This window comes from Mesorhizobium sp. WSM4906 (assembly GCF_029674625.1).
In the GTDB taxonomy this organism is placed as follows: Bacteria; Pseudomonadota; Alphaproteobacteria; order Rhizobiales; family Rhizobiaceae; genus Mesorhizobium.
The window spans coordinates 2,517,753-2,541,051 of the sequence record NZ_CP121355.1 but is presented as its reverse complement, the minus strand read 5'-3'; the positions used below and the strand labels follow the sequence as shown (position 1 = coordinate 2,541,051).

Annotated in this window: 18 protein-coding genes; 5 read left to right on the top strand and 13 right to left on the bottom strand. The window is 63.9% G+C overall.

All coding sequences use genetic code 11. The features are described from left to right. Window positions 1-2: 2 nt before the first annotated feature. Both QAZ22_RS12085 and QAZ22_RS12080 read right to left on the bottom strand, forming a co-directional pair. Complete coding sequence (locus QAZ22_RS12085) at window positions 3-3,353, bottom strand: transglutaminase family protein (protein WP_278206972.1); 3,351 nt, start codon at window positions 3,351-3,353, stop codon at window positions 3-5. A gap of 354 nt (window positions 3,354-3,707) precedes the next feature. Further along, entirely contained in the window at window positions 3,708-4,898 is a 1,191-nt protein-coding gene (locus tag QAZ22_RS12080; RefSeq protein ID WP_278206971.1) for an acyl-CoA dehydrogenase, read from the bottom strand. A gap of 106 nt (window positions 4,899-5,004) precedes the next feature. Between QAZ22_RS12080 and QAZ22_RS12075 the strand changes: the two genes are divergently transcribed. Then, window positions 5,005-5,916, top strand: a complete 912-nt coding sequence (locus tag QAZ22_RS12075) for a LysR family transcriptional regulator (protein WP_278206970.1) — start codon at window positions 5,005-5,007, stop codon at window positions 5,914-5,916. Here QAZ22_RS12075 and QAZ22_RS12070 read toward each other — a convergent pair whose 3' ends face one another. The 8 genes from QAZ22_RS12070 to QAZ22_RS12035 form a co-directional block, all read right to left on the bottom strand. After that, the gene (locus QAZ22_RS12070) at window positions 5,917-8,238 is read right to left on the bottom strand and encodes a Tex family protein (RefSeq protein WP_278206969.1); all 2,322 of its coding nucleotides are present in this window, start codon (window positions 8,236-8,238) and stop codon (window positions 5,917-5,919) included. Window positions 8,239-8,622: 384 nt separating this feature from the next. Further along, a complete protein-coding gene (locus QAZ22_RS12065; RefSeq protein WP_278206968.1) occupies window positions 8,623-9,801 on the bottom strand; it encodes a serine hydrolase in 1,179 nt (392 codons plus the stop codon). A gap of 29 nt (window positions 9,802-9,830) precedes the next feature. Next, window positions 9,831-11,027 carry a serine hydrolase gene (locus QAZ22_RS12060; RefSeq protein WP_278206967.1) on the bottom strand — a complete coding sequence of 399 codons (1,197 nt, stop codon included), beginning with the start codon at window positions 11,025-11,027 and terminating at the stop codon, window positions 9,831-9,833. 65 nt (window positions 11,028-11,092) lie between these two features. Further along, complete coding sequence (locus QAZ22_RS12055; RefSeq protein WP_278206966.1) at window positions 11,093-12,127, bottom strand: extracellular solute-binding protein; 1,035 nt, start codon at window positions 12,125-12,127, stop codon at window positions 11,093-11,095. Window positions 12,128-12,148: 21 nt separating this feature from the next. After that, window positions 12,149-12,946 carry an ABC transporter permease gene (locus QAZ22_RS12050; RefSeq protein WP_278206965.1) on the bottom strand — a complete coding sequence of 266 codons (798 nt, stop codon included), beginning with the start codon at window positions 12,944-12,946 and terminating at the stop codon, window positions 12,149-12,151. Continuing rightward, window positions 12,939-13,859, bottom strand: a complete 921-nt coding sequence (locus QAZ22_RS12045; RefSeq protein WP_278206964.1) for an ABC transporter permease — start codon at window positions 13,857-13,859, stop codon at window positions 12,939-12,941. The genes QAZ22_RS12050 and QAZ22_RS12045 overlap by 8 nt, the downstream gene beginning before the upstream one ends. Next, entirely contained in the window at window positions 13,859-14,953 is a 1,095-nt protein-coding gene (locus QAZ22_RS12040) for an ABC transporter ATP-binding protein (RefSeq protein ID WP_278206963.1), read from the bottom strand. The genes QAZ22_RS12045 and QAZ22_RS12040 overlap by 1 nt, the downstream gene beginning before the upstream one ends. A 145-nt stretch (window positions 14,954-15,098) precedes the next feature. Next, window positions 15,099-16,772, bottom strand: coding sequence for an amidohydrolase (locus QAZ22_RS12035; RefSeq protein WP_278206962.1), 1,674 nt, complete (start codon window positions 16,770-16,772; stop codon window positions 15,099-15,101). Window positions 16,773-16,956: 184 nt separating this feature from the next. Here QAZ22_RS12035 and QAZ22_RS12030 point away from each other — a divergent pair, with 184 nt between their 5' ends. The 4 genes from QAZ22_RS12030 to QAZ22_RS12015 all read left to right on the top strand — a co-directional run bounded on the left by QAZ22_RS12030 (window position 16,957) and on the right by QAZ22_RS12015 (window position 20,649). Further along, window positions 16,957-17,673, top strand: a complete 717-nt coding sequence (locus QAZ22_RS12030) for a TetR/AcrR family transcriptional regulator (RefSeq protein ID WP_278206961.1) — start codon at window positions 16,957-16,959, stop codon at window positions 17,671-17,673. Between the two features lie 43 nt (window positions 17,674-17,716). Then, window positions 17,717-18,748 carry a histone deacetylase family protein gene (locus tag QAZ22_RS12025; protein ID WP_278206960.1) on the top strand — a complete coding sequence of 344 codons (1,032 nt, stop codon included), beginning with the start codon at window positions 17,717-17,719 and terminating at the stop codon, window positions 18,746-18,748. A 423-nt stretch (window positions 18,749-19,171) separates the two neighbouring features. After that, a complete protein-coding gene (locus QAZ22_RS12020) occupies window positions 19,172-19,882 on the top strand; it encodes a LuxR family transcriptional regulator (RefSeq protein WP_278206959.1) in 711 nt (236 codons plus the stop codon). Further along, window positions 19,879-20,649, top strand: coding sequence for a helix-turn-helix transcriptional regulator (locus QAZ22_RS12015; RefSeq protein ID WP_278206958.1), 771 nt, complete (start codon window positions 19,879-19,881; stop codon window positions 20,647-20,649). The genes QAZ22_RS12020 and QAZ22_RS12015 overlap by 4 nt, the downstream gene beginning before the upstream one ends. Before the next feature lie 32 nt (window positions 20,650-20,681). On the opposite strand, the gene QAZ22_RS12010 is transcribed toward QAZ22_RS12015, so the two are convergent. Genes QAZ22_RS12010 through QAZ22_RS12000 form a run of 3 tightly spaced genes read right to left on the bottom strand, consistent with a single transcriptional unit; the run spans window position 20,682 to window position 23,269 of the window. Then, window positions 20,682-21,125 (bottom strand): hypothetical protein, encoded by a 444-nt coding sequence (locus tag QAZ22_RS12010; RefSeq protein WP_278206957.1) that lies wholly within the window; start codon window positions 21,123-21,125, stop codon window positions 20,682-20,684. Window positions 21,126-21,145: 20 nt separating this feature from the next. Continuing rightward, window positions 21,146-22,228 carry a flagellar biosynthesis protein FlhB gene (flhB, locus tag QAZ22_RS12005; RefSeq protein WP_278206956.1) on the bottom strand — a complete coding sequence of 361 codons (1,083 nt, stop codon included), beginning with the start codon at window positions 22,226-22,228 and terminating at the stop codon, window positions 21,146-21,148. Window positions 22,229-22,252: 24 nt separating this feature from the next. After that, the gene (locus QAZ22_RS12000; protein ID WP_278206955.1) at window positions 22,253-23,269 is read right to left on the bottom strand and encodes a flagellar motor switch protein FliG; all 1,017 of its coding nucleotides are present in this window, start codon (window positions 23,267-23,269) and stop codon (window positions 22,253-22,255) included. Window positions 23,270-23,299: the final 30 nt, after the last annotated feature.

Here is a 23,299-nt window from a genome sequence, read left to right as displayed (position 1 = left end):
GATCAGAATCTCGCCGGCCGCCTCAGGTCAAGGGTCATCGGGAAGTCTTCAGAGCCTTCTTCGTCGCGCAGCACATAGCCGCCCGGCGTATGGCCGCGCGGCTCGAAGCGGGCAAGCCGCCGCGCCTCGGCCTCGTTGCCGTTGACGGGGAAGGTGTCGTAGTTGCGGCCGCCCGGATGCGCGACGTGGTAGACGCAGCCGCCGACCGAGCGTCCCGACCAGCGGTCGTAGACGTCGAAGACCAGCGGCGTGTTGACCGGCAGGGCGGGATGCAGGCCGGATGCCGGCTGCCAGGCCTTGAAGCGCACGCCCGCCACCGCGACCTCTCTGCTGTCGGTCACCTTCATCGGCACGATGCGGCCGTTGCAGACGACGGCGTGGCGCTCCGGGTTGAGGCCTTCGGTCCTCACCTGCAGCCGCTCGACCGAGGAATCGACGAAGCGGACCGTGCCGCCGATGGCGCCCTGCTCGCCCATCACGTGCCAGGGCTCCAGCGCCTGCCTGAGCTCCAGCTTGACGCCGGCATGCTGCACTTCGCCGCAGAACGGGAAGCGGAATTCGAGTTGGGCAGCGAACCATTCCGGGCGGAAGTCGAAGCCGTTGAGCTTCAGATCCTCGAGCACGTCCAGAAAATCCGTCCAGACATAATGCGGCAGCATGAAGCGGTCGTGCAGCGAAGTGCCCCAGCGCACGAAACGGCCGTCGAGCGGGTTCTTCCACGCGCGCGCGATGATGGCGCGGACAAGCAATTGCTGCGCCAGGCTCATGCGCGCATTGGGCGGCATCTCGAAACCGCGGAACTCGACCAGGCCGAGCCGGCCGGTCGGACCGTCGGGCGAGAACAATTTGTCGATGCAGATTTCCGAGCGATGCGTGTTGCCGGTCACGTCGGTCAAGAGGTTGCGGAACAGCCGGTCGACCAGCCACGGCAAGGGCGCCCCACCCTTGTCCGGGTGTGGCACCTGCGCCAGCGCGATCTCGAGCTCGTAGAGCGAATCGTGCCGCGCCTCGTCGATGCGCGGCGCCTGGCTGGTCGGGCCGATGAACAGGCCGGAGAACAGGTAGGAAAGCGAAGGATGCCGCTGCCACTGCAGCACCAGGCTCTTCAACAGGTCCGGCCGGCGCAGGAACGGGCTGTCATTGGGCGTCGCGCCGCCGACCACGACGTGATTGCCGCCGCCGGTGCCGGTATGGCGGCCGTCGATCATGAACTTGTCGGTGCCGAGCCGCGACTGCCTGGCCTCCTCGTAGATCGCGGTCGTCGTGGCGACGCATTCCTGCCAGTTGGCGGCCGGATGGATATTCACCTCGATGACGCCGGGATCGGGCGCGACGCGGATGACGTTGAGGCGCGGGTCGTGCGGCGGTGCGTAGCCTTCGATGTGCACCGGCAGGCCGATGGCTTTTGCCGCGTTCTCGGCCGCCGCCACCAATTCGAGATAGTCTTCCAGCGCCTCGACCGGCGGCATGAACACGCTGAGCCGCCCGTCGCGCGGCTCGACGGTGAGCGCGGTGCGCACCGCGCCGCCGATTTCGGTCAGCTGCTGCTCGACGCGGTCCTGCTGCGCGGTAGCCGCCGTGAACGAGGCCTCCGCCTGCTGCCGGGCGATGTCGTCCGCCCCACCTGCCGGAGCCTCCTGCAGAATGGCGTCCCGCGCCGGCAAGGCGCCGCGCGGCACCGACGGATCGACCGGCACGATGTAAGGAAATTGCGCCGGCGGCACGTAAGGCAGCGCCCCGAGCGGCAAGCGGTAGCCGACGGGAGAATCGCCCGGAACCAGGAACAGGCGGCCGCGGCGCGTCTTCCATTTCTCCGAACGCCAGCGTTGCCCGGCGGCCTGACTGTTCCAGCGCTGGACCGGCAGCACGTAGCCCGACGGCTTGGTCAAGCCGCGCTCAAAGACGCGCGCCATGCGGCTGCGCTCTTCCGGATCCTCCAGCTTCGAATTCGACGGATCGACATTGTCCGGCAGCTTGCCTTCCTTGAGCAGCCATTCGGCCGGATCTTCGTAAGCCTCGCTGACCATCGACTTTTCGATGCCGAGTTCGCCGGCGATCGCCTTGAGCAGCTTTTCGGCCTGCTCCGGCCCGACCTCGATATTGCCGTTCTCTCGCGCAATCAGCGACGGATCGCGCCACACCGGCTCGCCGTCGGCGCGCCAGTAGAGCGAAAAGGTCCAGCGCGGCAGACTCTCGCCCGGATACCACTTGCCTTGGCCGTAGTGGAGAAAACCGCCCGGCGCGAAGCGTTCGCGCAGCCGGCGGATCAGCTGATCCGCCTTGTCGCGCTTGGTCGGACCGACGGCGGCCGTGTTCCATTCGGCGGACTCGAAATCGTCGATCGACACGAAGGTCGGCTCGCCGCCCATGGTGAGCCGCACGTCCTGCGCTTGCAGAACCGCATCGACCTTGTTGCCCAACGCATCGAGCGCTTCCCAGCTCTCGTCCGAGAACGGCTTGGTGATGCGCGGATGCTCGGCGATGCGATCGACCCGCATGTCGAAGCTGAAATCGACGTTGGCGAAGCTTGCCATGCCGGAGATCGGCGCGGCATTGCGGAAATGCGGCGTCGCCGCCAGCGGCACATGGCTTTCGCCGGTGAGCAGGCCGGACGTGGGGTCGAAGCCAATCCAGCCGGCGCCCGGAATATAGACCTCGCACCAGGCGTGCAGGTCGGTGAAATCGATCGAGGTGCCGGGCGGACCGTCGAGCGAGACGAGGTCGGGCTTCAACTGGATCAGGTAGCCGGAGACGAAGCGCGCGGCGATGCCGAGGTTGCGCAGGATCTGCACCAGCAGCCAGCTCGAATCCCGGCACGAGCTCTTGCCGGCGGCAAGTGTCTCCTCCGGCGAATAGACGCCAGTCTCCATGCGCACGATATAGGCGATTTCGTGCTGCAGCCGTGCATTGAGGCCGACAAGGAAATTGACGGTGTTTGTCGGGCTGCGGTCGATGCTTTCCAGGAATTTCGACAGCAACGGCCCGGCCGGCTCCGGCGCCCGATAGATGGCGAGGTCTTGCCTGATTTCTTCCGGATACTCGAACGGAAAGTTCTCGGCCGATTCCTCGACGAAGAAGTCGAACGGATTGTAGACCGTCATGTCGGCGACGAGGTCGACCTCGATCTTCAGCTCCGTTACCGGCTCCGGGAAGACGAAACGGGCGAGGAAGTTGCCGTAGGGGTCCTGCTGCAGGTTGACGAAGTGATTCTTCGGCTCGACCTTCAACGAGTGGCTGAGCACCTTGGTGCGCGAATGCGGCGCCGGCTGCAGCCTGATCACCTGGGGACCGAGCACCACCGGCCGGTCGTACTTGTAGTGGGTCAGGTGGTGGACGGCCGCCAGTATCGCCATGGTGCCCCGGAGTTCGGCGTTTCAATTCGCCGAACCTGACACAAGTCCTGGCCATTCTCCAAGCAGAGATGTTGCGCTGCACCTAATTTAAGCAGTTAATGGACGCGATGACGCTGGGTAACAGCCCAAACGTCCGCGATTGGCGATACCTACGCCTTCGTCATCCTATGGCGAAGCAAGGAGCGAAGCGACGCGCGCAGACCATAGGATCCATTCCGTTCCGTCAACCGAAGAACGCAGCGGTGCAAACAAATCCCCATCGCGCTTCCGCGCCGAAATTTCCGCACCGCGGAGACGCCTCCACGTCACGGCATGGATACTCAGGTCAAGCCCGACTATGACGAAAGTACTGGCTCAGAAAAACGCTTGAATGCCCGTCTGCGCGCGTCCCAGGATCAGCGCGTGCACGTCATGCGTGCCCTCATAGGTGTTGACCGTCTCCAGGTTTTGCGCGTGGCGCATGACGTGATAGCCGATCTGGATGCCGTTGCCGCCATGCATGTCGCGGGCTTGGCGGGCGATGTCGAGCGCCTTGCCGCAATTGTTGCGCTTGACGATGGAGATCATCTCCGGCGCCATCTTGCCTTCATCCATCAGCCGGCCGACGCGCAATGACCCCTGCAGCCCGAGCGCGATCTCCGTCTGCATGTCGGCGAGCTTCTTCTGGAAGAGCTGCGTGCCGGCGAGCGGCTTGCCGAACTGTTTTCTGTCGAGGCCGTATTGCCGCGCCCGGTGCCAGCAATCTTCCGCCGCGCCCATCGCGCCCCAGGAAATGCCGTAGCGCGCCCGGTTGAGGCAGCCGAACGGACCTTTCAGGCCCGAGACGTTGGGGAGCAGCGCCTCCTCACCGACCTCGACGCCTTCCATCACCACCTCGCCGGTGATCGACGCGCGGAGGCTGAGTTTTCCGCCGATCCTCGGCGCCGAAAGCCCCTTCATGCCCTTTTCCAGCACGAAGCCGCGGATCTGGTTGTCATGCGCAGCCGACTTGGCCCAGACGACGAAGATGTCGGCGATCGGCGCGTTGGAAATCCACATCTTGGAGCCCGAAAGCCTGTAGCCGTCCGCCGTCTTCTCGGCGCGCGTCTTCATGCCGCCCGGATCGGAGCCGGCATCCGGTTCGGTCAGGCCGAAGCAGCCGATCCATTCGCCGGAGGCGAGCTTAGGCAGGTATTTCTTGCGCTGCTCTTCCGAGCCGTAGGCATGGATCGGATACATGACCAGCGACGACTGCACGCTCATCATCGAGCGGTAGCCGGAATCAATGCGCTCGACCTCGCGCGCGACCAGCCCGTAGGTCACGTAGTTGGCGCCAAGCCCGCCATATTCCTCCGGAATGGTGATGCAGAGCAGACCGGCCTCGCCCATCTCGCGGAAGATCGACGGATCGGTCTTCTCGTCGGCATAGGCTTCCTCGATCCGCGGCGCGAGCTTGTCTGCCGCGAACGCCGCGGCGCCGTCGCGCACCATGCGCTCGTCCTCGGCAAGCTGGTCCTCGATCAGGAAAGGATCGTTCCAGACAAAGGCGTTCTTCTCGGCGGCCATGACCTTGGACTCCCGGCATATTTTTGAGGTGCCCGGCTTATCCGCCTCCGCATCGAAAAAATCAAACGAAATTGCATCACGAATCAATGAGCGTTAGTAATAGATCATGAACGTCCAGCGCCGCCTGCTGCCGAACACCGCCGCGCTTGCCGCCTTCGAGGCGGTGGCGCGCCTCGGCTCCTTCACCGCCGCCGCCCGCGAGCTCGATCTGACCCAAGGTGCCGTCAGCCGGCAGATCGGTCTTCTGGAGGAACAGTTCGGCCGTCGGCTGTTCGAGCGCGACAGCCGCAATGTCAGGCTGTCGACGGCAGGCGAGATCTATGCCGAGGCGGTTCGCTCGGCGCTCGGCATGTTGCGCGATGCCGCGCTTGGATTGATGAGCAATCGGCATAGTGGCGTCCTCAACCTCGCCATCCTGCCGACCTTCGGCACGCGCTGGCTGATGCCGCTGATCCCGGATTTCGTCGCCCGCCACCCGGACATCACCATCAACTTCGCCACCCGCATCGGCCGCTTCGACTTCGCCCGCGAACGGCTCGACGCCGCGATCCATCACGGCATGCCCGACTGGCCGAACGCCGACTGCACGCTTTTGATGCGCGAGACGGTGATGCCCGTCGTTTCGCCCGAATTCCTGGCCAGCCGCAAGATCGCCACGCCGGCCGATATCAGCCGCTTGCCGCTGCTGCACATGGCGACGCGCCCGGGCGCCTGGAGCGAATGGTTCGAAGCGCAGAGCCTCAGCGCACCGACCGGGCCAGGCATGCAGTTCGAGCAGTTCGGCACCGTCGCTCAGGCTTGCATGGCGGGGCTCGGCGTGGCGCTGCTGCCGGAGATCCTGATATCGGGCGAATTGCAGCGCGGACAGCTCGTGCCGGCGCCCGGCCTGCCGATGCAGAGCCGCAGCGCCTACTACCTCGTCGTGCCGCACGACAAGCGCGGCCACCCGCCGGTCGCCAGCTTCCGCGACTGGCTGCTGGGTCAAGTTGAGAGGGAACCGGCTGTTCTGGCGTGGTAGCTATTTGCGCTTCATCGCCTCCGCCAAAGCAGCACCGAAGGCGCCCTGCTGCGCCGGTCGTTCCTGTTGCCGATGCGGTGCCGACGAACGCGGCGCCGGCTTGCCGCCGCCGCTGTCACGCTGGCCACCGCGTGACGCGCCTTCGCCGCCATCCTTGCGCATCGACAGCCCGATGCGCTTGCGCTTGATGTCGACATCGACGACCCGCACCTTGACGACGTCGCCCGCCTTCACCACCTCGTGCGCGTCTTTCACGAAGCGGTCGGCCAGTTGCGAGACATGCACCAGCCCGTCCTGGTGCACGCCGATGTCGACGAAGGCGCCGAAGGCCGCGACATTGGTGACCGTGCCTTCGAGCAGCATGCCGGGCTTCAAATCCTTGATGTCGTCGACGCCTTCGGCAAAGGTCGCCGTCTTGAAGCCGGGGCGTGGATCGCGTCCAGGCTTTTCCAATTCCGCGATGATGTCGTGCACCGTCGGCAGGCCAAAGCGCTCGTCGACGAAGACGCGCGGGTCGAGCGCCTTCAGCGCGGCGCTGTCGCCCATCAGCGAGCGCACGTCGCGGCCGCAGGCGGCAACGATCTTCTTCGCCACGCCATAGGCTTCCGGGTGAACCGAGGAAGCATCGAGCGGTTCGGTGCCGTTTGCAATGCGCAGGAAGCCGGCGCATTGCTCGAACGCGCGTGGTCCGAGGCGGGCCACGTTCAACAGATCGCGGCGCGTCGCGAAGGGACCACCGGCGTCACGATGCGCGACGATCGCTTCGGCAAGCGACGGTCCCAACCCCGAAACGCGCGCCAGCAACGGCGCCGACGCCGTGTTGAGGTCGACGCCGACGGCATTGACCGCATCCTCCACCACCGCTTCCAGCGAGCGGCCGAGCCGGTACTGGTCGACATCGTGCTGGTACTGGCCGACGCCGATCGACTTCGGCTCGATCTTGACCAGCTCGGCGAGCGGATCCTGCAGGCGTCTCGCGATAGACACCGCGCCGCGCAGCGACACGTCGAGGCCGGGGAATTCGGCTGCCGCCGTGGCAGAAGCGGAATAGACCGAGGCGCCCGCCTCGCTGACGATCACCTTGAGCGGTTTCGGTCCGGAAGCGGCGGGCAGGTCCGACAGAATGTCGGCCACCAGCTTCTCGGTCTCGCGGCTGCCGGTGCCGTTGCCGATCGAGATCAGCTCCACCTTGTGCTGGCGGATGAGGGCGGCGAGTTCGGCTTGCGTGCCGCGCACATCGTTCCTCGGCGGAAACGGATAGACCGTCGTCGTCGCCACCAGCTTGCCGGTGCCGTCGACCACCGCCACCTTGACGCCGGTGTGGATGCCCGGATCGAGACCCATGGTTGGCCGCGAGCCGGCGGGAGCGGCGAGCAGCAGGTCCTTCAGATTGCGGGCGAAGACATGGATCGCCTCTTCCTCGGCCCGTTCGCGCAGGTCGCGCATCAAATCGAGCGTCAGATGCAGCGACAGCTTTATCCGCCAGGTCCAGCCGGCCGCCTCCATCAGCCATTTGTCGCCCGGCAGGCTGGCGCCGATCGCATAGGCGTTGGCGATCATGCGCTCGACCGGCTTCACCGGCGAGGCGTCGTCGGCATCGACCTCGATGTCGAGCGACAGCACTTCTTCGTTGCGGCCGCGCAGCATGGCCAAGGCGCGGTGGCTGGGAACGCCCGCCCAACGCTCGACATGGTCAAAATAGTCCGAGAATTTGGCGCCGGCTTCCTGCTTGCCGTCGACGACCTTGGCACGCAGGAAGGCGCGTTCCTTCATATAGCCTCGCAGCTTGCCGACCAGGTCGGCATTCTCGGCGAACTGCTCCGACAGGATGTCGCGCGCCCCTTCGAGCGCCGCCTTGGCGTCCGGCACCTCTTCCGTGACGTAGGCGAGCGCGAGTTCTGCCGGCACCGCCGAACGGTCGGCAAGGATCGCCTCGGCGAGCGGCCCGAGCCCACGTTCCTTGGCGATCTCCGCCTTGGTGCGCCGCTTGGGTTTATAGGGCAGGTAGATGTCCTCCAGCTCAGCTTTGGTCGTCGCCGCCGTGATCTTGGCCTCGAGTTCCTCGCTCAGCTTGCCCTGCTCGCGGATCGAGCCGAGGATCGTCTCGCGGCGCGCATCGAGCTCGCGCAGATAGGTAAGCCGCTCGGAAAGATCGCGCAACTGCGTGTCGTCGAGCCCGCCGGTGACCTCCTTGCGGTAGCGCGCCACGAACGGCACCGTGGCGCCTTCGTCGAGCAGACCGATCGCCGCTGCCGCCTGCTCAGGCCGCGAGCCGATCTCGGCCGCGATGATTGCTGCGATGCGCTTGATATCCGATGCCATGCTGGTCCCTGTCGAAAAAGAGCGGTGACCATAGGCCGGGACACTCCACCCGCCAACCGCGCTGTTCTCAGCCGACCATCAAGGTCCACAGGAAAGCGCGTTGCCGTGACTGCGCTAAACCAGGTCTCTCGACTACTGCGCGGAACGATTACTGCCGAAGGCTGGCGCTGCCCCTCACCTGCCTGCCGGCATCCTCTCCCCGTATAGTGACGGGGAGAGGGTCGCTCCCATCGCCGGCTTCGCCAATCGGCAGCGTTGGAAAATAAGCACAGAGGTAGCGGCCAGCTCACCTTCTCCCCGTCACTATACGGGGAGAAGGTGCCGGCAGGCGGATGAGGGGCAGCGCCGACATCGACAATCGGCCGACATCAGCGATCACGCCCCTCAGACCATGCCGCTCAGCGCCTCGAAAAACGCGACAATATCGAGGTCGAGCTTGTCGTCCACCGGCTCCGGTTGCGACGACATCTTGGCGACCACCACCTCGTCCCGGGGGTTGACGTAGATCCATTGGCCATGGATGCCGATGCCGCAGAAGGCGCCGCTTGCCGTGCCCATCTGGTACCACTTGTTGCGATAGCGGCCTTTGGGGAAAAGGAACGCCATCGTGCCACGCCGCCACGCCTCATAGCTGCCGCCGGCGGCAACCGTATCGCGCACCCAGGCTTCCGGCACGATGCGGCGGCCATTGGCCACCCCGCCCTGCCACATCATCTCGCCGACGCGGGCAAGATCGCGCGGCGTCATCGACATGCCGCCGGCAGTGCGCGCCGTGCCTTCCATGTCGACCGTCACCGACATTTCGCTAGCAGCACCAAGCGGCAGCCATAGTTTTTCGCCGAGCAGCTCGCTGACGCGCTTGCCGGATGCCCGCTCCACCAGGATGCCGAGCATATCCGAATTTGGCGAGCGGTAGCGGTAGGTCTGGCCATGCGGCTCGGCCAGACGCTGTAGCGTCAACAGGAAGGTCGTGAGACTTTCAGCTCCACCGCCGGGATTCCACAGCGTCGCGCGGCGATAGCGGGCAAAGGCGTTTTCCGGATCGAGATAGGCCTCCTCGAAATCCAGGCTGACCGTCATGTCGAGCACGTTGCGCACGCTGGCATCGCCATAGGCCGACCCCTTGGCCTCGGGGATGTACCGCGTTACCGGCGCTTCAGGATCGAATACCCCCTCGCCTTCCAGAATGCCGGCCAGAATGGCGGTCACCGACTTGCTGATCGAGAAGATGATGTGCCGCGCTCCGAACGCCATCTGCGGTGCCGACCAGTCGCCGACCAGCTTGCCGCCTTTCATGATCGCCAGCCCGTCGGTGTCGGAGCGTTTGAGGAAAGCCTCGACGGTTTCGGGCCCGCCGGCAAGCGAGACCTTTTCTTCGAGCAGCGCACCGAGAGGCTTCGCCTGCGCCTCTCCGCCGGGCGCCGCGGCAACATGCACCGACGGGACAAGCTCGCCGACGTTCTGGAACGACCATCGGCTGAACGGCCTCAGCCGCCAGTTGTCGAGCCGCACATCCTTGCGGGCAAAGCCGTATTTGGTCTCGAACGCAGTCTTGCCGGTCACGATTGTCTCCGGTGTTTTATCGCAGATTTTCAGGCGAGCGCCGCCGCGATGGCGTGCACCGCCTTCAGCGTCGCCACCGAATAGCCGATGTTGGTGAAATCCGGATAGGTCGAGAGCTTCACCACGACCATTCGGTGCTCCCAGCCGATATGGATCATCTGTCCGAACACGCCCTTGCACATCAGCGCGCGCGAGCGCGGATCCTCAATCCAGAACTGGTTGCGATAGCTGCCGTCCGGCAGGCTGGGGCTGAAATCCGGTCCGTGCCTGCCGGTGCGCGTCGCCTCGATCCAGTCGGCCGGGATCACCCCGCCGCCATTGCCGAGGATCAGCTGGCCGAAGCGGCCGTAGTCGCGCAGCGTGGCGTTGAAGCCGCCCTCGGCCAGCGCATAGCCGGCGCTGTCTACGGTGAAGCAGGCGCTCTCGTCGGCGCCGAGCTTCTGCCAGAGCTCTTCCGAGACCAGCTGCGCCAGGCGCTTGCCGGTCACGCGCTCCATAATGAAGGCCAGCACGTCGGTCTCGATCGAGCGGTATTCGAAAGCCTCGCCATGCGGCCTGACCTTGTCCTTCAGCCGCAGGATCAGTTCGAACATATGCGAAGGCCACTGGAAGTCGGGATCGCTGCCCGGCGGCACCGGTTTCCAGCCGCTGGCGACATCGACCTGGCCGATTTCGGAATAGCGATCGGTATACTCCTCGGAAAAGCGAACGCCCGTCGTCATGTCGAGCACTTGCTGCACGGTGGCGCCGGCCCAAGCGGTCGCGCCGAGCTCCGGAAGATAATCGGTCACCAGTTTGGCCGGGTCGATCAGGCCGCGTCCGACCAGGATGCCGAACACCGATCCGGTGACCGACTTCGCCATCGACTGCGACAGATGCAGCGTGCGCTCGTCCATGCCGTTGAAGTAACGCTCATAGGCTATCCTGCCGTCCTTGAGCACCAGGAAGCTGTCCGTGTAGGTCTCGTCGAGCAGGCCGGCGAGCGTCGTCGCGGCGCCTGCGCTGTCCATCACCGGCAGATCGTCGAGATCGACCTCGGCACGGTCGAGGCGATGGCGGTGGCCGTGGCCGCGCCAGACCTCGACGGTCGGCAGGACCTCGCGGATGTTCTGAAAGGCCCAGCGATTCCAGGGGCCTCTGTCCCAATCGAGCTTCGGAGGGATCAGCTTCGGCGGCGAGCCCTGCATGATCGGCGGCCGCGGATCGGAGTTGCGATAAGAGGTCATGATGAACTTCCCGACGAGATGGACACGACCCGGCGGCATGCGCCGCCGGGTCCGTCGGGACGCATTCACTTCTGCAGTTCGGTCCAGATCTTGGTGTAGAGTTCCTGCGTTTCCGGAGGGCACATCTTCTGGAATTCGCCATTCGCCTTCACGTCGGCCGGAATGATCACTTCCGGCGCATCCTTCATATCGGCCGGCATGTATTTGTCGGAACCGGCGATGCCGTTGGCATAGCGATGGAAGGCCGAGAGCCCGGCCGCATTTTCCGGATCCATGATGAAGTTCTGGAACAGCTTGGCGTTTTCGACATTCTTGGCTTCCTTCAAAACGACCACATTGTCGCTCCACAGGCCGAAGCCTTCCTTCGGATAGAAGTAGTGGATGGCCGGGTGGGCCAGGCGCTGGCGCAGCGCCGAGCCGTTCCAGTCGCTGGTCGCCTTGAAATCGCCGGCGCCCATCTTCTCGATGGTATTGTATTCCATGGCGATCCAGTTCGGCTTGGCCGCCACCAGGAGGTCACGCACCTTCTTCAGCACCGCCTTGTCGTCGGTGCATTGCTGGCCGCCGACATATTTGATCGCCGCGAAGATGACGTCATTCATTTCGGGAACGACGTTGACCTTGCCCTTCAGCTCGTCGGGCGTGTTGAACACGATCCCCCAGCTATCGGACGGGCCCTTGTAGACATCGGTGTTGACGACGACGCCGACCGTGCCCCAGGCCCACGGCACCGAATATTTGCGGCCGGGGTCGAATTCGGGATTGGCCCATTCCGGCGCGACGTTCTTGAAGTTTTCCATCTTGCCGGGATCGGTCTCGAGCAGCAGGCCCTCCTTGATCCAGATCGGAACAAAGGTCTGCGACGGCACCGCTATATCGAACCCGGTGCCCCCCTGGCGGACTTTGGCCAGCGCCGTGTCGTTGGAATCGTAGTCGGTGATGGTCACCTTGACGTTGTATTTCTGCTCGAACTTCTTGATCACGTCCGGGCTGGTGTAGTTGCCCCAATTGTAGATGTTCAGAACGCCGTCAGCGCGAGCGAGGCTTGTTGAGGCGAGCAACGTCAGCCCGATTGCGGTCGCTGTTGTCTTCCAGTTCATGCTTTGTCTCCCATTATCGGTTCAGTCTTGTTTCCTGCTGACGAAGAAAAACAACGTGACGATCGCGACCGAAAGCAGCAGGAAAGCGGTCGATATCGCGTTGATCTCGGGCGTTATGCCTCGGCGTATCTGGCCGAGCATGTAGGTGGGCAGGGTGTCCTGGCCGCCGGACTTGACGAACTCGGTGATGACGACGTCGTCGAGCGAGATGACGAAGGCCAGCATCAGCCCTGCCAGGATTCCGGGCCACAGCAGCGGCAGCGTTATGCGCCGAAAGACCTGCCAGGGCGTCGCATAAAGATCGGCCGCAGCGCGCTCCAGCGTCAGGTCCATATTTTCGAGTCGCGCCCGGATGGGCAGATAGGCGAAGGGAATGCAGAACGCCGTATGCGCAGCGATGAGATAACCGAGGCCGGAGTAGCCGGTGGATATCTTGATACGCGAGAAGAAGATCAGCAGCGCCACACCGGTAACGATCTCCGGCACCATTAGCGGCTGGTTGATCGCCGCATATTTGAAGGTCAGTCCACGATACGGCGCCGTCCGTGTGGTCGCCAGCGCGGCCATCGTGGCAGCGATGGTTGCAAGCACGGCGGCTACAGAGCCGATCTGGAAGGATAGCAGGGTCGCATCGATGACCTGCGTATTCTGCCACGCCGACTGGAACCATTTCAGCGAGAAGCCGCCCCACTCGGAGGTCGATGTCGCAGCGTTGAACGCGTAGACGACCAGCACGACGATCGGCATGTAGAGAACGACGAAACAGGTCGTGGCGACGGCCGTGAAGCCGGGCTGGTGCTTGATGGAGAAATTAGCCATGGCGCACCTCCGTCCGCCCGGCGTTTCGCACATAGGCCAGCAGCGCCACCATGACGATGATCATGACGGTGATCGATAGCGCCGAACCGAGCGGCCAGTTACGGCCCTGCCCGAACTGCAGCTCGATCAGATTCGAAAGCATCATGTTCTTGCCGCCGCCGAGCACGCTCGGCGTCACATAGGCGCCGATCGCCGGAATGAAGACCAGGATCGAGCCGGCAATGACACCAGGCCTGACCAGCGGGAAGATGATGCGCCTCAACACCTGGAAACGATTGGCATAAAGGTCGTAGCCCGCCTCGACCAGCCGGAAGTCGAGCTTCTCCATGCTGGCATAGATCGGCAACACCATCAGCGGCAGGTAGACATAGGCCATGCCGATAAGGATCGCGGTATCGGTGAACAGGATCTGGATCGGGGCCGAGATGACTCCCAGCTTGATGAGGACAGTGTTGATAATGCCCTCGTTGCGGATGATCTGCAGCACCGCGAACGTGCGAATGAGCAGGTTGGTCCAGAACGGAATGGTGATGAGGAACAGCCAGATGTCGCGCGTTTTCTCGCTGCGTGTGGCCATGAAATAAGCGGTGGGGAATCCGAGCGCCAAAGTAGCGATCGTTGTCACCACCGCCAACTTGATGGAGCGCCAGAAGATGGTGACATGGGCGGCAGCGAGCGAAAGTGTGTCGTCGAAGATGTCGCGCTCCATGACCACCGACACCCAGGCTTCCGGCGAGAATTGCCATTTCACGTCCCCGTAGGGGCCGGGCGTCAGCACCGAATAGACCAGCACGATCAGCAATGGCCCTGTGGCCGCGAGGAAGATGATGATCAGCGCCGGCGCCGAAAGCAGCCAGCGTGTGCGGATGTCACGCCGTTCCGCCTCTTTGGCGACTTGTTCCGCGGTTGCCATCAGTCCCTCAGCACTTGCGCGGCATCGTTGCCGATCACGATGCCGACCTTGTCGCCGCGTTCGAATCCACAGCCCGCGCTGCGCGTGTTCTGCTGGCGCACGGTAAACGCTTCGCCACTGTCCAGTTGGACATGGATATGCGTGTCGGTGCCGAAATAGACGATATTCTCGACCGTCCCTGACAGGTCGCCCTTACCGCTGGTCAGTTTCGCGTGCTCCGGCCGGACCACGACCGTGGCATTGCCCTTCGGCGCGAAACCCTCAGCCACGGTCGCGTCGATCGTCGCGCCGGATTTCAGCGTCGCGCGAGCCTTGCCATTGCCCGTGTTGTCTATGGCCGCAGTGAGGAAGTTGGTCTCGCCGATGAAGTCGGCGACGAAGCGCTCCGCCGGCTTGTCGTAGATATCCCAGGGCGTGCCGACCTGCAGGATCTTGCCGGCCGACATCACCGCGATACGGTCGGACATGGTCAGCGCTTCTTCCTGGTCGTGCGTGACGAAGATGAAGGTGATGCCGGTCTCGTGCTGCAGGCGCTTCAGCTCGATCTGCATTTCCTTGCGCAGCTTGTAGTCGAGCGCCGACAGCGGCTCGTCGAGCAAAAGCACCTTCGGCTGCGGCGCCAGCGCCCGGGCGAGCGCCACGCGCTGCTGCTGGCCGCCGGAAATCTGGCTGGTGCGGCGCGCCTTCAGCGCCTCCATCTTGACCAGCTTCAGCATCTTCGCGACGCGCGCCTCGATCTCGGCCTTCGGCTTGCCCAGCATCTCCAGGCCGAAGCCGATATTCTGCGCCACCGTCATGTGCGGGAACAGCGCATAGCTCTGGAAGACCGTGTTGACCGGGCGCTTGAAGGGCGGCAACGGTGCGATGTCGTGGCCGTGCAGCAGGATTTCGCCGGCGCTTGGAAAATCGAAGCCGGCAATCAATCTCAGCAGCGTCGTCTTTCCACATCCGGACGGGCCGAGCAGCGTGAAAAATTCGTTCTCGCGGATCGACACCGAAACCGTGTCGAGAGCCGCTACCTGGTTTTCACCGGTTCCAAATACCTTGCGTACACCGCGAACTTCGATCGCGTTCTTATCCGGTTGTTCCGGCACGATTACCCCATTGAGAGAGCCTGCTCTTGGCGGCAGGTTTGTTCCTGTTTGATTGTCACCATAAGCCAACCGGCTTGGCAACTGCGGAGCTGCTACTCGACTTTTTGACGCAATTCCCATGCCACAACCTCGGGTTTGGCCATGCTTAGGCTTGGTAAGTGACCTTTCCGCCGCAGATCGTGGTCACTGGCCGCACCGTGTGCAGCGCCTCCGGCGCCGTCGCCTCGATGTCAGCCGACAAAACCACGATATCGGCGAGATATCCGGTCTTCAGCCTACCCTTGCGATGTTCCATGAACTCGGCATAGGCGCCCTCGACGGTGTAGGCGGCAATCGACTCATACAGCGAGAAGCTCTGGTCAGGATCGGTCTCCGCCCAGGGCTTGCGCAGCACTGCCGCCTGAATGCCCAGGATCGGATCGATCGGCGATACCGGCCAGTCCGAGGCGAAGACGATGCGCGCGCCGGCGTTCTTCAGCGTCCGCCAGGCATAGCTCAGCGGCCAGCGTGGGGCGCCAATGCGCGACACCGTCGGCTCCAAAGGAAAGCCCATGGCGCCCGGCGGATGCGGCGGCTGCATCGAGGCGATGACGCCGAGCTTCTGGAAGCGCGGCACGTCGGCAGCGGTGATCACCTCGATGTGCTCGACCCGATGCCGGCTGTCGCGCCTGCCGTTGGCCTTCTCGGCCGCCTCATAACCATCGAGCACCGCGCGCACGGCGCCGTCGCCGATCGAATGCACCGCGATTTGCAGGCCGCGCTTGTCGATGGCGACCGCAAGGTCGATGAATTGCTGCGGCGTGAAAAGCGGCTCCCCTACCCAGTCCGGACGGTCGGCATAGGGCTCGATCATGACAGCCGTCCAGGAATCGAGCACCCCGTCATAGAACACCTTGACGATGCCCGACGACAGCCATTCGCCATCGTAGCGCTCGGCCATGACTGACGCCTTGTCGAGCATGTCGAGCGTCATGAAATTCTTGTAGTGGAACGGGACCTGCACGCGGCAAGCCAAGCCCTCCTCGGCCTTGATCTCGGCCAGCAGTTCGAGCTGGTAGAGGTTGCCATCCATGTTCTGGATGGAGGTGATGCCGTGGCGCGCGCACCAGGCAAGTCCGCGTCGCATGATATCGCGATCGGCGGCACGTTCTTCCACTGACGGCGTCGGGTCCGGCTCACCGCCGGTCGCCAGCCCCAGCCGCACACGGCTTTCGCCGGCAAGATCGAGCACCGGGCCGAACGCTTCGCCCTCGCGCAATTCGCCGGTGGCCAGACCGTCATCCCCCATGACGATTTCGTTGCCCGGGCCGAGCCGCCGCCCCTGCAAAATCCCCGCCATCTCCAAAGCCATGGTGTTGGCCCACATCGTATGGTGGTCGGGAGCGGCCATGGCAAAAGGCCGGTCCGGCAGAATCGCATCGAGATGGTGACGCGTCACCCGCTCTCTGCCGAGCACGGTGTAGTCGACACCCTGCCCGACCAGCATCTTGGCATCGGGACGCGTCTGCGCGTGGTCGCGGATCGCACTTTGCAGCGCTTCGAAGCCGTGGACGCCGGCGAGTTGCAAATGGGCAAGCTCGGCCGCACCTGAAAACAGATGCATGTGGGCTTCGATGAAACCAGGCAGGACGGAGCCGTCCTTGGCGTCGATGACCTTTGTTGCCGGTCCCTTGAGCTGTTCGACAGCGGCCCGGCTACCGATGGCGACGATGGTGCCGTCCTTGACGGCAACGGCCTCGGCGACGGGATTGTCCTCGTCCATGGTCAGCACATGGCCGTTGACGACCATGAGATCCGCACCACCACCCGCAACCGACATCGCGACTCCACATTTTGCTGCCGACAGCGCCAAGTCCAGCGACCTGCCGCTCCATCGGGGCGGCGCCATGGGACAAAAGCTGATGCCGGTGCGCCGTCCCCGAAATTCCCCTTGTTATCGTTGAAGACAGCGTGGATAAAGAATGCGACTGTTTATTCGCGTTTGTCAACAGCCGGAATTTCGAATGTATAGTGGACAGCACCCCACGTCTGTGTTGAGGCCTGGCGGGGAACGAGGGGACCGAAAAGTGAAGCGCAGTCTCGACCGCAAGACCAGGATAGCGCTCGAACCGCGCAAGCAGCCGCGGCAAAAACGGTCGAGCAAGGTGGTCGACAGGATTCTCGACGCGGCGCTGATCCTGACGCGGGAACAGGGAACCAGGACACCGACGACGCTTGCCATCGCGCAGCGCGCGGGGCTGTCGGTCGGTTCGGTCTATCAGTACTTTCCCAACAAGGAAGCCATTCTTCTGGATCTGGCCCGGCGCTGGCTGTCGTCTTTTCCTGAGGTCATCCGGAAGCGCATCAACGTCCCCCGGCCAACTAATCGTGACGAGTTTCGGCGCGAAGTGCGCAAGCTCTTCATCGACACGTCGAGGCTGTATCTGGACAATGTCACGCTGATGCCGGTGATCGAGGCCATATCCGGCAACGCCGACCTCAGGCCGATCCAGGACGAATATGACAAAGAGATCATCGCGCTCTACGCAGCCTGGTTGCAGCATGTGAACCCGGCCCTTGAAGAAAAGACCGCCAAACGGTTGGGCCTTGTGATGATGGAGGTCGGGCACGCCTGCAGGCTTGTCGGACTGAAGAGAGACCGCAAGACATTCGACCTCATCGAGGACGATGTGGAAGCCATGTGGCTGGCTCTCGTGAACCCCTATCTCAACCTCGACTGATTTCGCATTTCCAACTGATTTTTCGCACTTCCAGGGGAATTCTATGAAGACTGTCTTTTCGCCTCTCCACGCCGGTCATTCGGGACAGATGGAACTGGTCACCTCGGCCATCGTGCCGGGTTTCGAGAAGCCGTCGCGGGCCGAATTCATCAAGGCGCGGGTGGAAAGCGAGAAGCTTGGGCCGATCATCGGGCCGGTCGAGCACGACCTCGCCGCAGCCAAGCGGGTCCATGACGCGCGATACATCGATTTCCTGCCGACGGTCTGGCCGGAATGGATCGCCGCCGGTTTCACGGGCTCGGCCATGGGCTTCACCTGGCCGACGCGCGGCTTGCGCGGCGATGTGCCGCCGAAGCGCATCGACGCCCTGCTCGGCTACTATTCCTTCGATGCCGGCGCCACCTTCGTCGAAGGCACCTGGGCGGCGATCAAGTCGTCCTACGACGTCGCGCTGACGGCGGCGGCACTGGTGAAGGGCGGCGAGCGGACGGTCTTCGCGCTCTGCCGTCCGCCCGGCCACCACGCCGGCGCCGCCTTTATGGGCGGCTACTGCTTCATCAACAACGCCGCCGTCATCGCGCAATGGTTCCGCGACCAGGGCGCAAGCCGTGTCTCCATCCTCGATGTCGACTACCATCACGGCAACGGCACGCAGGAGATCTTCTATCGGCGCGGCGACGTCCAGGTGCTCAACCTGCATGGCGACCCGATGGTCGAATACCCCTTCTTCCTCGGCCATGCCGACGAGCGCGGCGAGGGCGAGGGCGAAGGTTTCAACGTCAACTATCCGATGCCCTTCGGCACCGACTGGGACGGCTGGAGCGCCTCACTGGAAGACGCCTGCGCCAGGCTTGCCGCCTATGCCCCGGACGTCGTCGTGGTGTCGCTCGGCGTCGACACCTTCGAGAAGGACCCGATCAGCCAGTTCAAGCTGAAGAGCGTCGATTACCCCAAGATCGGCCGCCGCATCGCCAAGCTCGGCCTGCCGACGCTGTTCGTCATGGAAGGCGGCTACGCGGTGGAAGAGATCGGCATCAATGCCGTCGGCGTGCTGACCGGCTTCGAGGATCGCTGAGCCGCATCCAGCCGAACGGACATACGCCCCCGGGAGGCAACCGGGGGCGTTTTTTCGCGACCTTGCCGGGAAATCATCGGCTCAATTCAACTCGCAAAGTAACCCGAAGAGCGGCCACTGAGTCGCGACACGAGTCCACCAGATTCGATTTTGTCAAATCGCGTTTGATGTCGGATTCATCTGCGGGTAGATTAGACCCGAATCAGCCGGTCCACGGGGGGCGCGGCGATCACCCAAAGTCTCAAGTTCCGGCATCCGGCCGGTACCTGACGCGGATGGCTGCGCGTTCCCTGAAAGGATTCGGCTCGATTGGGTGCTGTGCGCGCCATCGAGTGTGTCTTCGTGAACGTGACGCGTTTCGGGTCCGGCCGTTGGCTTTTGCCAGCACCGGGCACAGGGATCGATTCCGGCCAGAATATCAAGATGAGCAATCCCGCCGCGCTTCTTCAATCCGACGCATCAGGCTCGCGCCTGGCGTCCCGCGGCGATCTCACCAGCTTCTTCATGCAGCTTGCCGCCGACATCGGCGCCGACAGCTACATGCTGGTCGCCATCGTGCACGACCAGGACCGCAACGACGCGCGCATCGTGTCGTCGAACTGGATCTTCGACGCCATCGAGCTGATCGGCAAGAGGCTGATCGCCAATCTTGCGCTGGGACCGCTGACGACGCCACCGGGCGTGCGCCCCAGGCCCTTGGTCGCCGCCCACGCGCCCGATGCCGGCGCGCTGCTGACCGGCGAGGAAGCCAAGCTGCTCGATGTGCTCGGTCATGCCGAAATCTATTCGCTGAGGTTGAATGTCGGCCGCCAGCGCCTGTTCGTGCTGTTTTCCGCCGCCGAGCCCGGCAAGATCGACTTGACCGCCCTGATGAAGGCGCAGCTCAAATGCTGCTATGCGCTGTCCGGCATCCCGCAATTGATCGCTGCGGCATCGATGCAGGATCCGCTCTCGGATCGTGAGCGCGAATGCCTGTTCTGGGTATCGGAAGGCAAGACCACCGACGAGGTGGCCCTGATCCTTGGCGTCTCGTCGAACACCGTCAACAGCTACATCACGCATGCCATCCAGAAGTTCGCGGCCAGCAACCGCGCGATGGCGATTGCGACGGCGATCAGGAGCGGCATCATTTGAAGCACGCGCAAATCAAGGAGGCCGCGGCCGCCCTTTTCAACGAACAGCGCAATCCGTTCGGCGCCTTCTCGCTCGGCTCGGAGACGCATCACGCGGTGACCATCCCGGACGCGGTGCGGCGCTGCCGCTGGATTGCCGTCGACATCAACGCTTCCGGCTTCGGGCTGTTCTTCGTCAGTCCGTCGCTGGAGCGCGCGCGCCTGGTCGCCTGCTTCGATTCCGACTATCCGTCGACCTCCGTCGCCACCAAATTCATCTCGGGCGCCAGCGGCGAGGAGATGGTGCGCCACAGTCGCATCTCAACGACGCCGCGCTGGTGGACCGATGACGACATCGCAGGCTCGCGGCAGACGCTGGAGAGCCTGACGTGGTGCGAGCCGGCCGCGCCGCTCGCGCCCGGCACCAACGGCATCGCCTTTCCGGTGCATGCAGATCGCGGCCAATGCGGTCTGGTGGTCTTCCTGGGATCGGACATCACGTTCTCGGACGACACGCTTTGTGAAATCCACGCGCGCTGCTTTGCGCTGTTCGCGGCGGTCGCGCGCATCCGCCCAGGCGAAACCGGCAGGACCCGCGCGATCTCCAAGCGCGAGCTCGAATGCCTGAAGCTGACCGCCAACGGCAACACCAGCGAAGAGATCGCGAAGCTCCTGAAACTGTCGGTGCACACGGCCAACCAGTATCTCACCCAATCGACGCAGAAGCTCAATGCGGTCAACCGCAACCAGGCGGTCGCCAAGGCGCTGCGTCTCGGTCTGATCGAGTAGCCCGCCGGGGCCAGGCGTCCGCGCCCTTCGATCTATTCCCAAAGATGAGCGAGCGGTTCGGTCCTGCGGATGCGCGCCTGGTCGATCGCGTCCTCGAGCAGGGCGGTGTTGTGCTCCGGCGTCTCGCCCGGCTTCTCGAAGGACACGTAGTTGACGACCACGGACGCCCCGTGCTCGGTCAGCGTCAGCTGGAAATAGACGGTGACGCCGCGCGGCCGGAGCTCTAGATCCAGCACGATGCGCGGGCTGCCGCTCCAGTCGACATGCGCTTCGCCGCCATGGCCAAGCCGCAGCGTGCCCGCCTGGAAGTAGAGTTCCGCAGCCGAGTCCACGAGGTCCGACAGGCAGGCGAAATGCTCCAGCCGGATAAAGGCGATGTAGTCGGCGACCTCGATCAGACGCAGCTCGCCGACCACGTCCTGGATGGCGCTGGCGACGATCTGCTCGCGTGAATTGGCGTGTGGTTGCCGGTTCATGGATTACAGGCAGCGTCCGTTCATTGGGTTGCTTTTCGCTCGGCCTTCTTCGAGTAGACGATCCGCACCAGCTCGGCGACGGCCTGGTAGAATTGCGATGGGATCACGCTATCAACCGAAACTTGCTTGTACATGGAGCGGGCAAGCGCAACGTCTTCGAAGATCGGGATGTTGTGCTCCCTGGCGATCTCGCGGATCTTCAGCGCCACCAGATCCTGACCCTTGGCGAGCACGACCGGGGCGGAATCCTCCTCGCGTACATATTTCAGCGCGATGGAATAGTGCGTCGGATTGGCGATGACGAGCGTCGCGCGCGGCACCGCCGTCATCATGCGCCGCCGTGCCCGGTCGCGCGCCAGCGAGCGCAGGCGCGACTTCACGATCGGATCGCCCTCCGACTGCTTCAGCTCGTCCTTCACTTCCTGCTTGGTCATACGCAGATCGCGCCGCCAATGGAAGCGCGACCAGACGATGTCGGCGACCGCGATCAGTCCCATGACGAAGACGATCGCCACCAGTATGTCGACGAAGATGCTGCGGATGACCATGCCGAACGACACCGGGTTGGTGATCATGCCGGCGAGCAGCCTGCGGTGATCCTCCGACAGCGTGAAGGTGAGCACTGCGATGGCGAAGGCGAGCTTGGCGAGCGACTTGGCGAATTCGACGAAGCCCTGCGCGCCGAACAGGCGGCTCCAGCCCTTGGCGATCGAAATGCGCGACAGTTGCGGCCTGATCCGCTCGCCGACGAATTGCGGTATGTTCTGGAACACCGAAGCGCCGACGCCGGCGACCACCAGGAGCACCAGCAGGCTGACGACGGCACGGCCGATCTCGACCAGGACCTGCCGGTAGAGCGTGATGACATCGGTCTCGGTGTCCATCGGCCACGCCTCCGGCTTTTCCAGGAACATCGCGAGGAACATGCCGAGGTTTACGATGGCGTCCTTGGCGTAGAAGACGGTGAACACCAGTATGGCAAGGAAGGAAGCAAAAATCGCCGTCTCGCGCGAGTGGGGCAGCTTGCCTTGCTCGATCGTGTCGCGGATCTTCTTTTCTGTGGCTTCCTCGGTTTTGGAATCCTTGTCGACCGCTTCAGCCATGGTGCCCTGACCGGATTGCTATCGTCAGGCGGCTTCGGCGGCGGTCTGCGTGGCGGGAAGCTCGAACGCTCCCTGCCGCGACAGCCGGATCGTCGCCACTGCGATCGTCTTGCGTGCGCCCATGATGTCGGTGAGCGCGATGCCTTCCGATCCCTGTCCGAGCTCGGATTCGATCATGCGGCGCGAGCGCGCGCCGATTGCCGACAGCACGGATTCGGTAAGCTCCGCCGACGCGCCGCGCAGCGCGAGCGTGACCAGCTCGGTCGACAGCCCGTCGAACAGAAGCACGCGCGCCTTCTGGGTGAGCAGCGGCAGATCGTCGAAGGCGAACAGCCGCGACTTGACGCCGGCAAGGTCCGGCGTGCCGGCCTCCTCCAGATCCTGCATGAGTTCGTCGAGCTCGGGCTTGGCCATTTCGTTGAGCACGCTGGCGACGCGCTCCTGGCCGACCGACGTGTCCCTGCTCGCCTTTTGCGAAAGCACGCTGACGCGCAGCTGGTTCTCGACGATCCTTGTTGCCGCGTCGGGAATGTTGGCCATCGTCACCATGCGCTTGATGATCTGGCTGCGTATCGGCTTTTCCATCGTCAGCAACACATTGGCCGCGGTCTGCGGCGCAAGCTTCGACAGCACCATGGCGGACGTCTGCGGATGCTCGCCGGTGAGGAAGGTGCCGAGGCGCGCGGGCTCGAGCTTTTCGAGATCCGGCCAGATCGGCGGCGGCCCTTCCGGCGTCGGCTCGAATTTCTTGTCGCCCATGATGGCGCTCATTTCCTCGGGGGAGAGCGACTCGTTGAGGATCGTATCCATCCTGTCAGCGGAGTCGAGCAGGCCGGCGCCCTCGGTGAACTCGGCCTCGAACTCGGCGACGATGCGCTCCAGGTCGCTCTGCGGAATGGTGCGCAGCAGCCGGGCGCCCTCGATCAGCGCCTTCAGCTCCTCCTGCTTGAAGAATTTGAGCAGCCGGCTGGCCGAAGGCTTGCCCATCGCCACCAGTATGGCGGCGGCCTTTTGCGGGCGCGTCAGCGTCAACGACGTCATTGTGCCTGGCTCCGTTGCCGGTGAATGCTC

Bases quoted from the DNA above. Each gene is read 5' to 3' on its own strand.
- QAZ22_RS12085 (WP_278206972.1), bottom strand. From the start codon at position 3,353: ATGGCGATACTGGCGGCCGTCCACCACCTGACCCACTACAAGTACGAC.
- QAZ22_RS12080 (WP_278206971.1), bottom strand. From the start codon at position 4,898: ATGGCCGCCGAGAAGAACGCCTTTGTCTGGAACGATCCTTTCCTGATC.
- QAZ22_RS12075 (WP_278206970.1), top strand. From the start codon at position 5,005: ATGAACGTCCAGCGCCGCCTGCTGCCGAACACCGCCGCGCTTGCCGCC.
- QAZ22_RS12070 (WP_278206969.1), bottom strand. From the start codon at position 8,238: ATGGCATCGGATATCAAGCGCATCGCAGCAATCATCGCGGCCGAGATC.
- QAZ22_RS12060 (WP_278206967.1), bottom strand. From the start codon at position 11,027: ATGACCTCTTATCGCAACTCCGATCCGCGGCCGCCGATCATGCAGGGC.
- QAZ22_RS12055 (WP_278206966.1), bottom strand. From the start codon at position 12,127: ATGAACTGGAAGACAACAGCGACCGCAATCGGGCTGACGTTGCTCGCC.
- QAZ22_RS12050 (WP_278206965.1), bottom strand. From the start codon at position 12,946: ATGGCTAATTTCTCCATCAAGCACCAGCCCGGCTTCACGGCCGTCGCC.
- QAZ22_RS12045 (WP_278206964.1), bottom strand. From the start codon at position 13,859: ATGGCAACCGCGGAACAAGTCGCCAAAGAGGCGGAACGGCGTGACATC.
- QAZ22_RS12035 (WP_278206962.1), bottom strand. From the start codon at position 16,772: ATGTCGGTTGCGGGTGGTGGTGCGGATCTCATGGTCGTCAACGGCCAT.
- QAZ22_RS12030 (WP_278206961.1), top strand. From the start codon at position 16,957: ATGTATAGTGGACAGCACCCCACGTCTGTGTTGAGGCCTGGCGGGGAA.
- QAZ22_RS12025 (WP_278206960.1), top strand. From the start codon at position 17,717: ATGAAGACTGTCTTTTCGCCTCTCCACGCCGGTCATTCGGGACAGATG.
- QAZ22_RS12020 (WP_278206959.1), top strand. From the start codon at position 19,172: ATGAGCAATCCCGCCGCGCTTCTTCAATCCGACGCATCAGGCTCGCGC.
- QAZ22_RS12010 (WP_278206957.1), bottom strand. From the start codon at position 21,125: ATGAACCGGCAACCACACGCCAATTCACGCGAGCAGATCGTCGCCAGC.
- flhB (WP_278206956.1), bottom strand. From the start codon at position 22,228: ATGGCTGAAGCGGTCGACAAGGATTCCAAAACCGAGGAAGCCACAGAA.
- QAZ22_RS12000 (WP_278206955.1), bottom strand. From the start codon at position 23,269: ATGACGTCGTTGACGCTGACGCGCCCGCAAAAGGCCGCCGCCATACTG.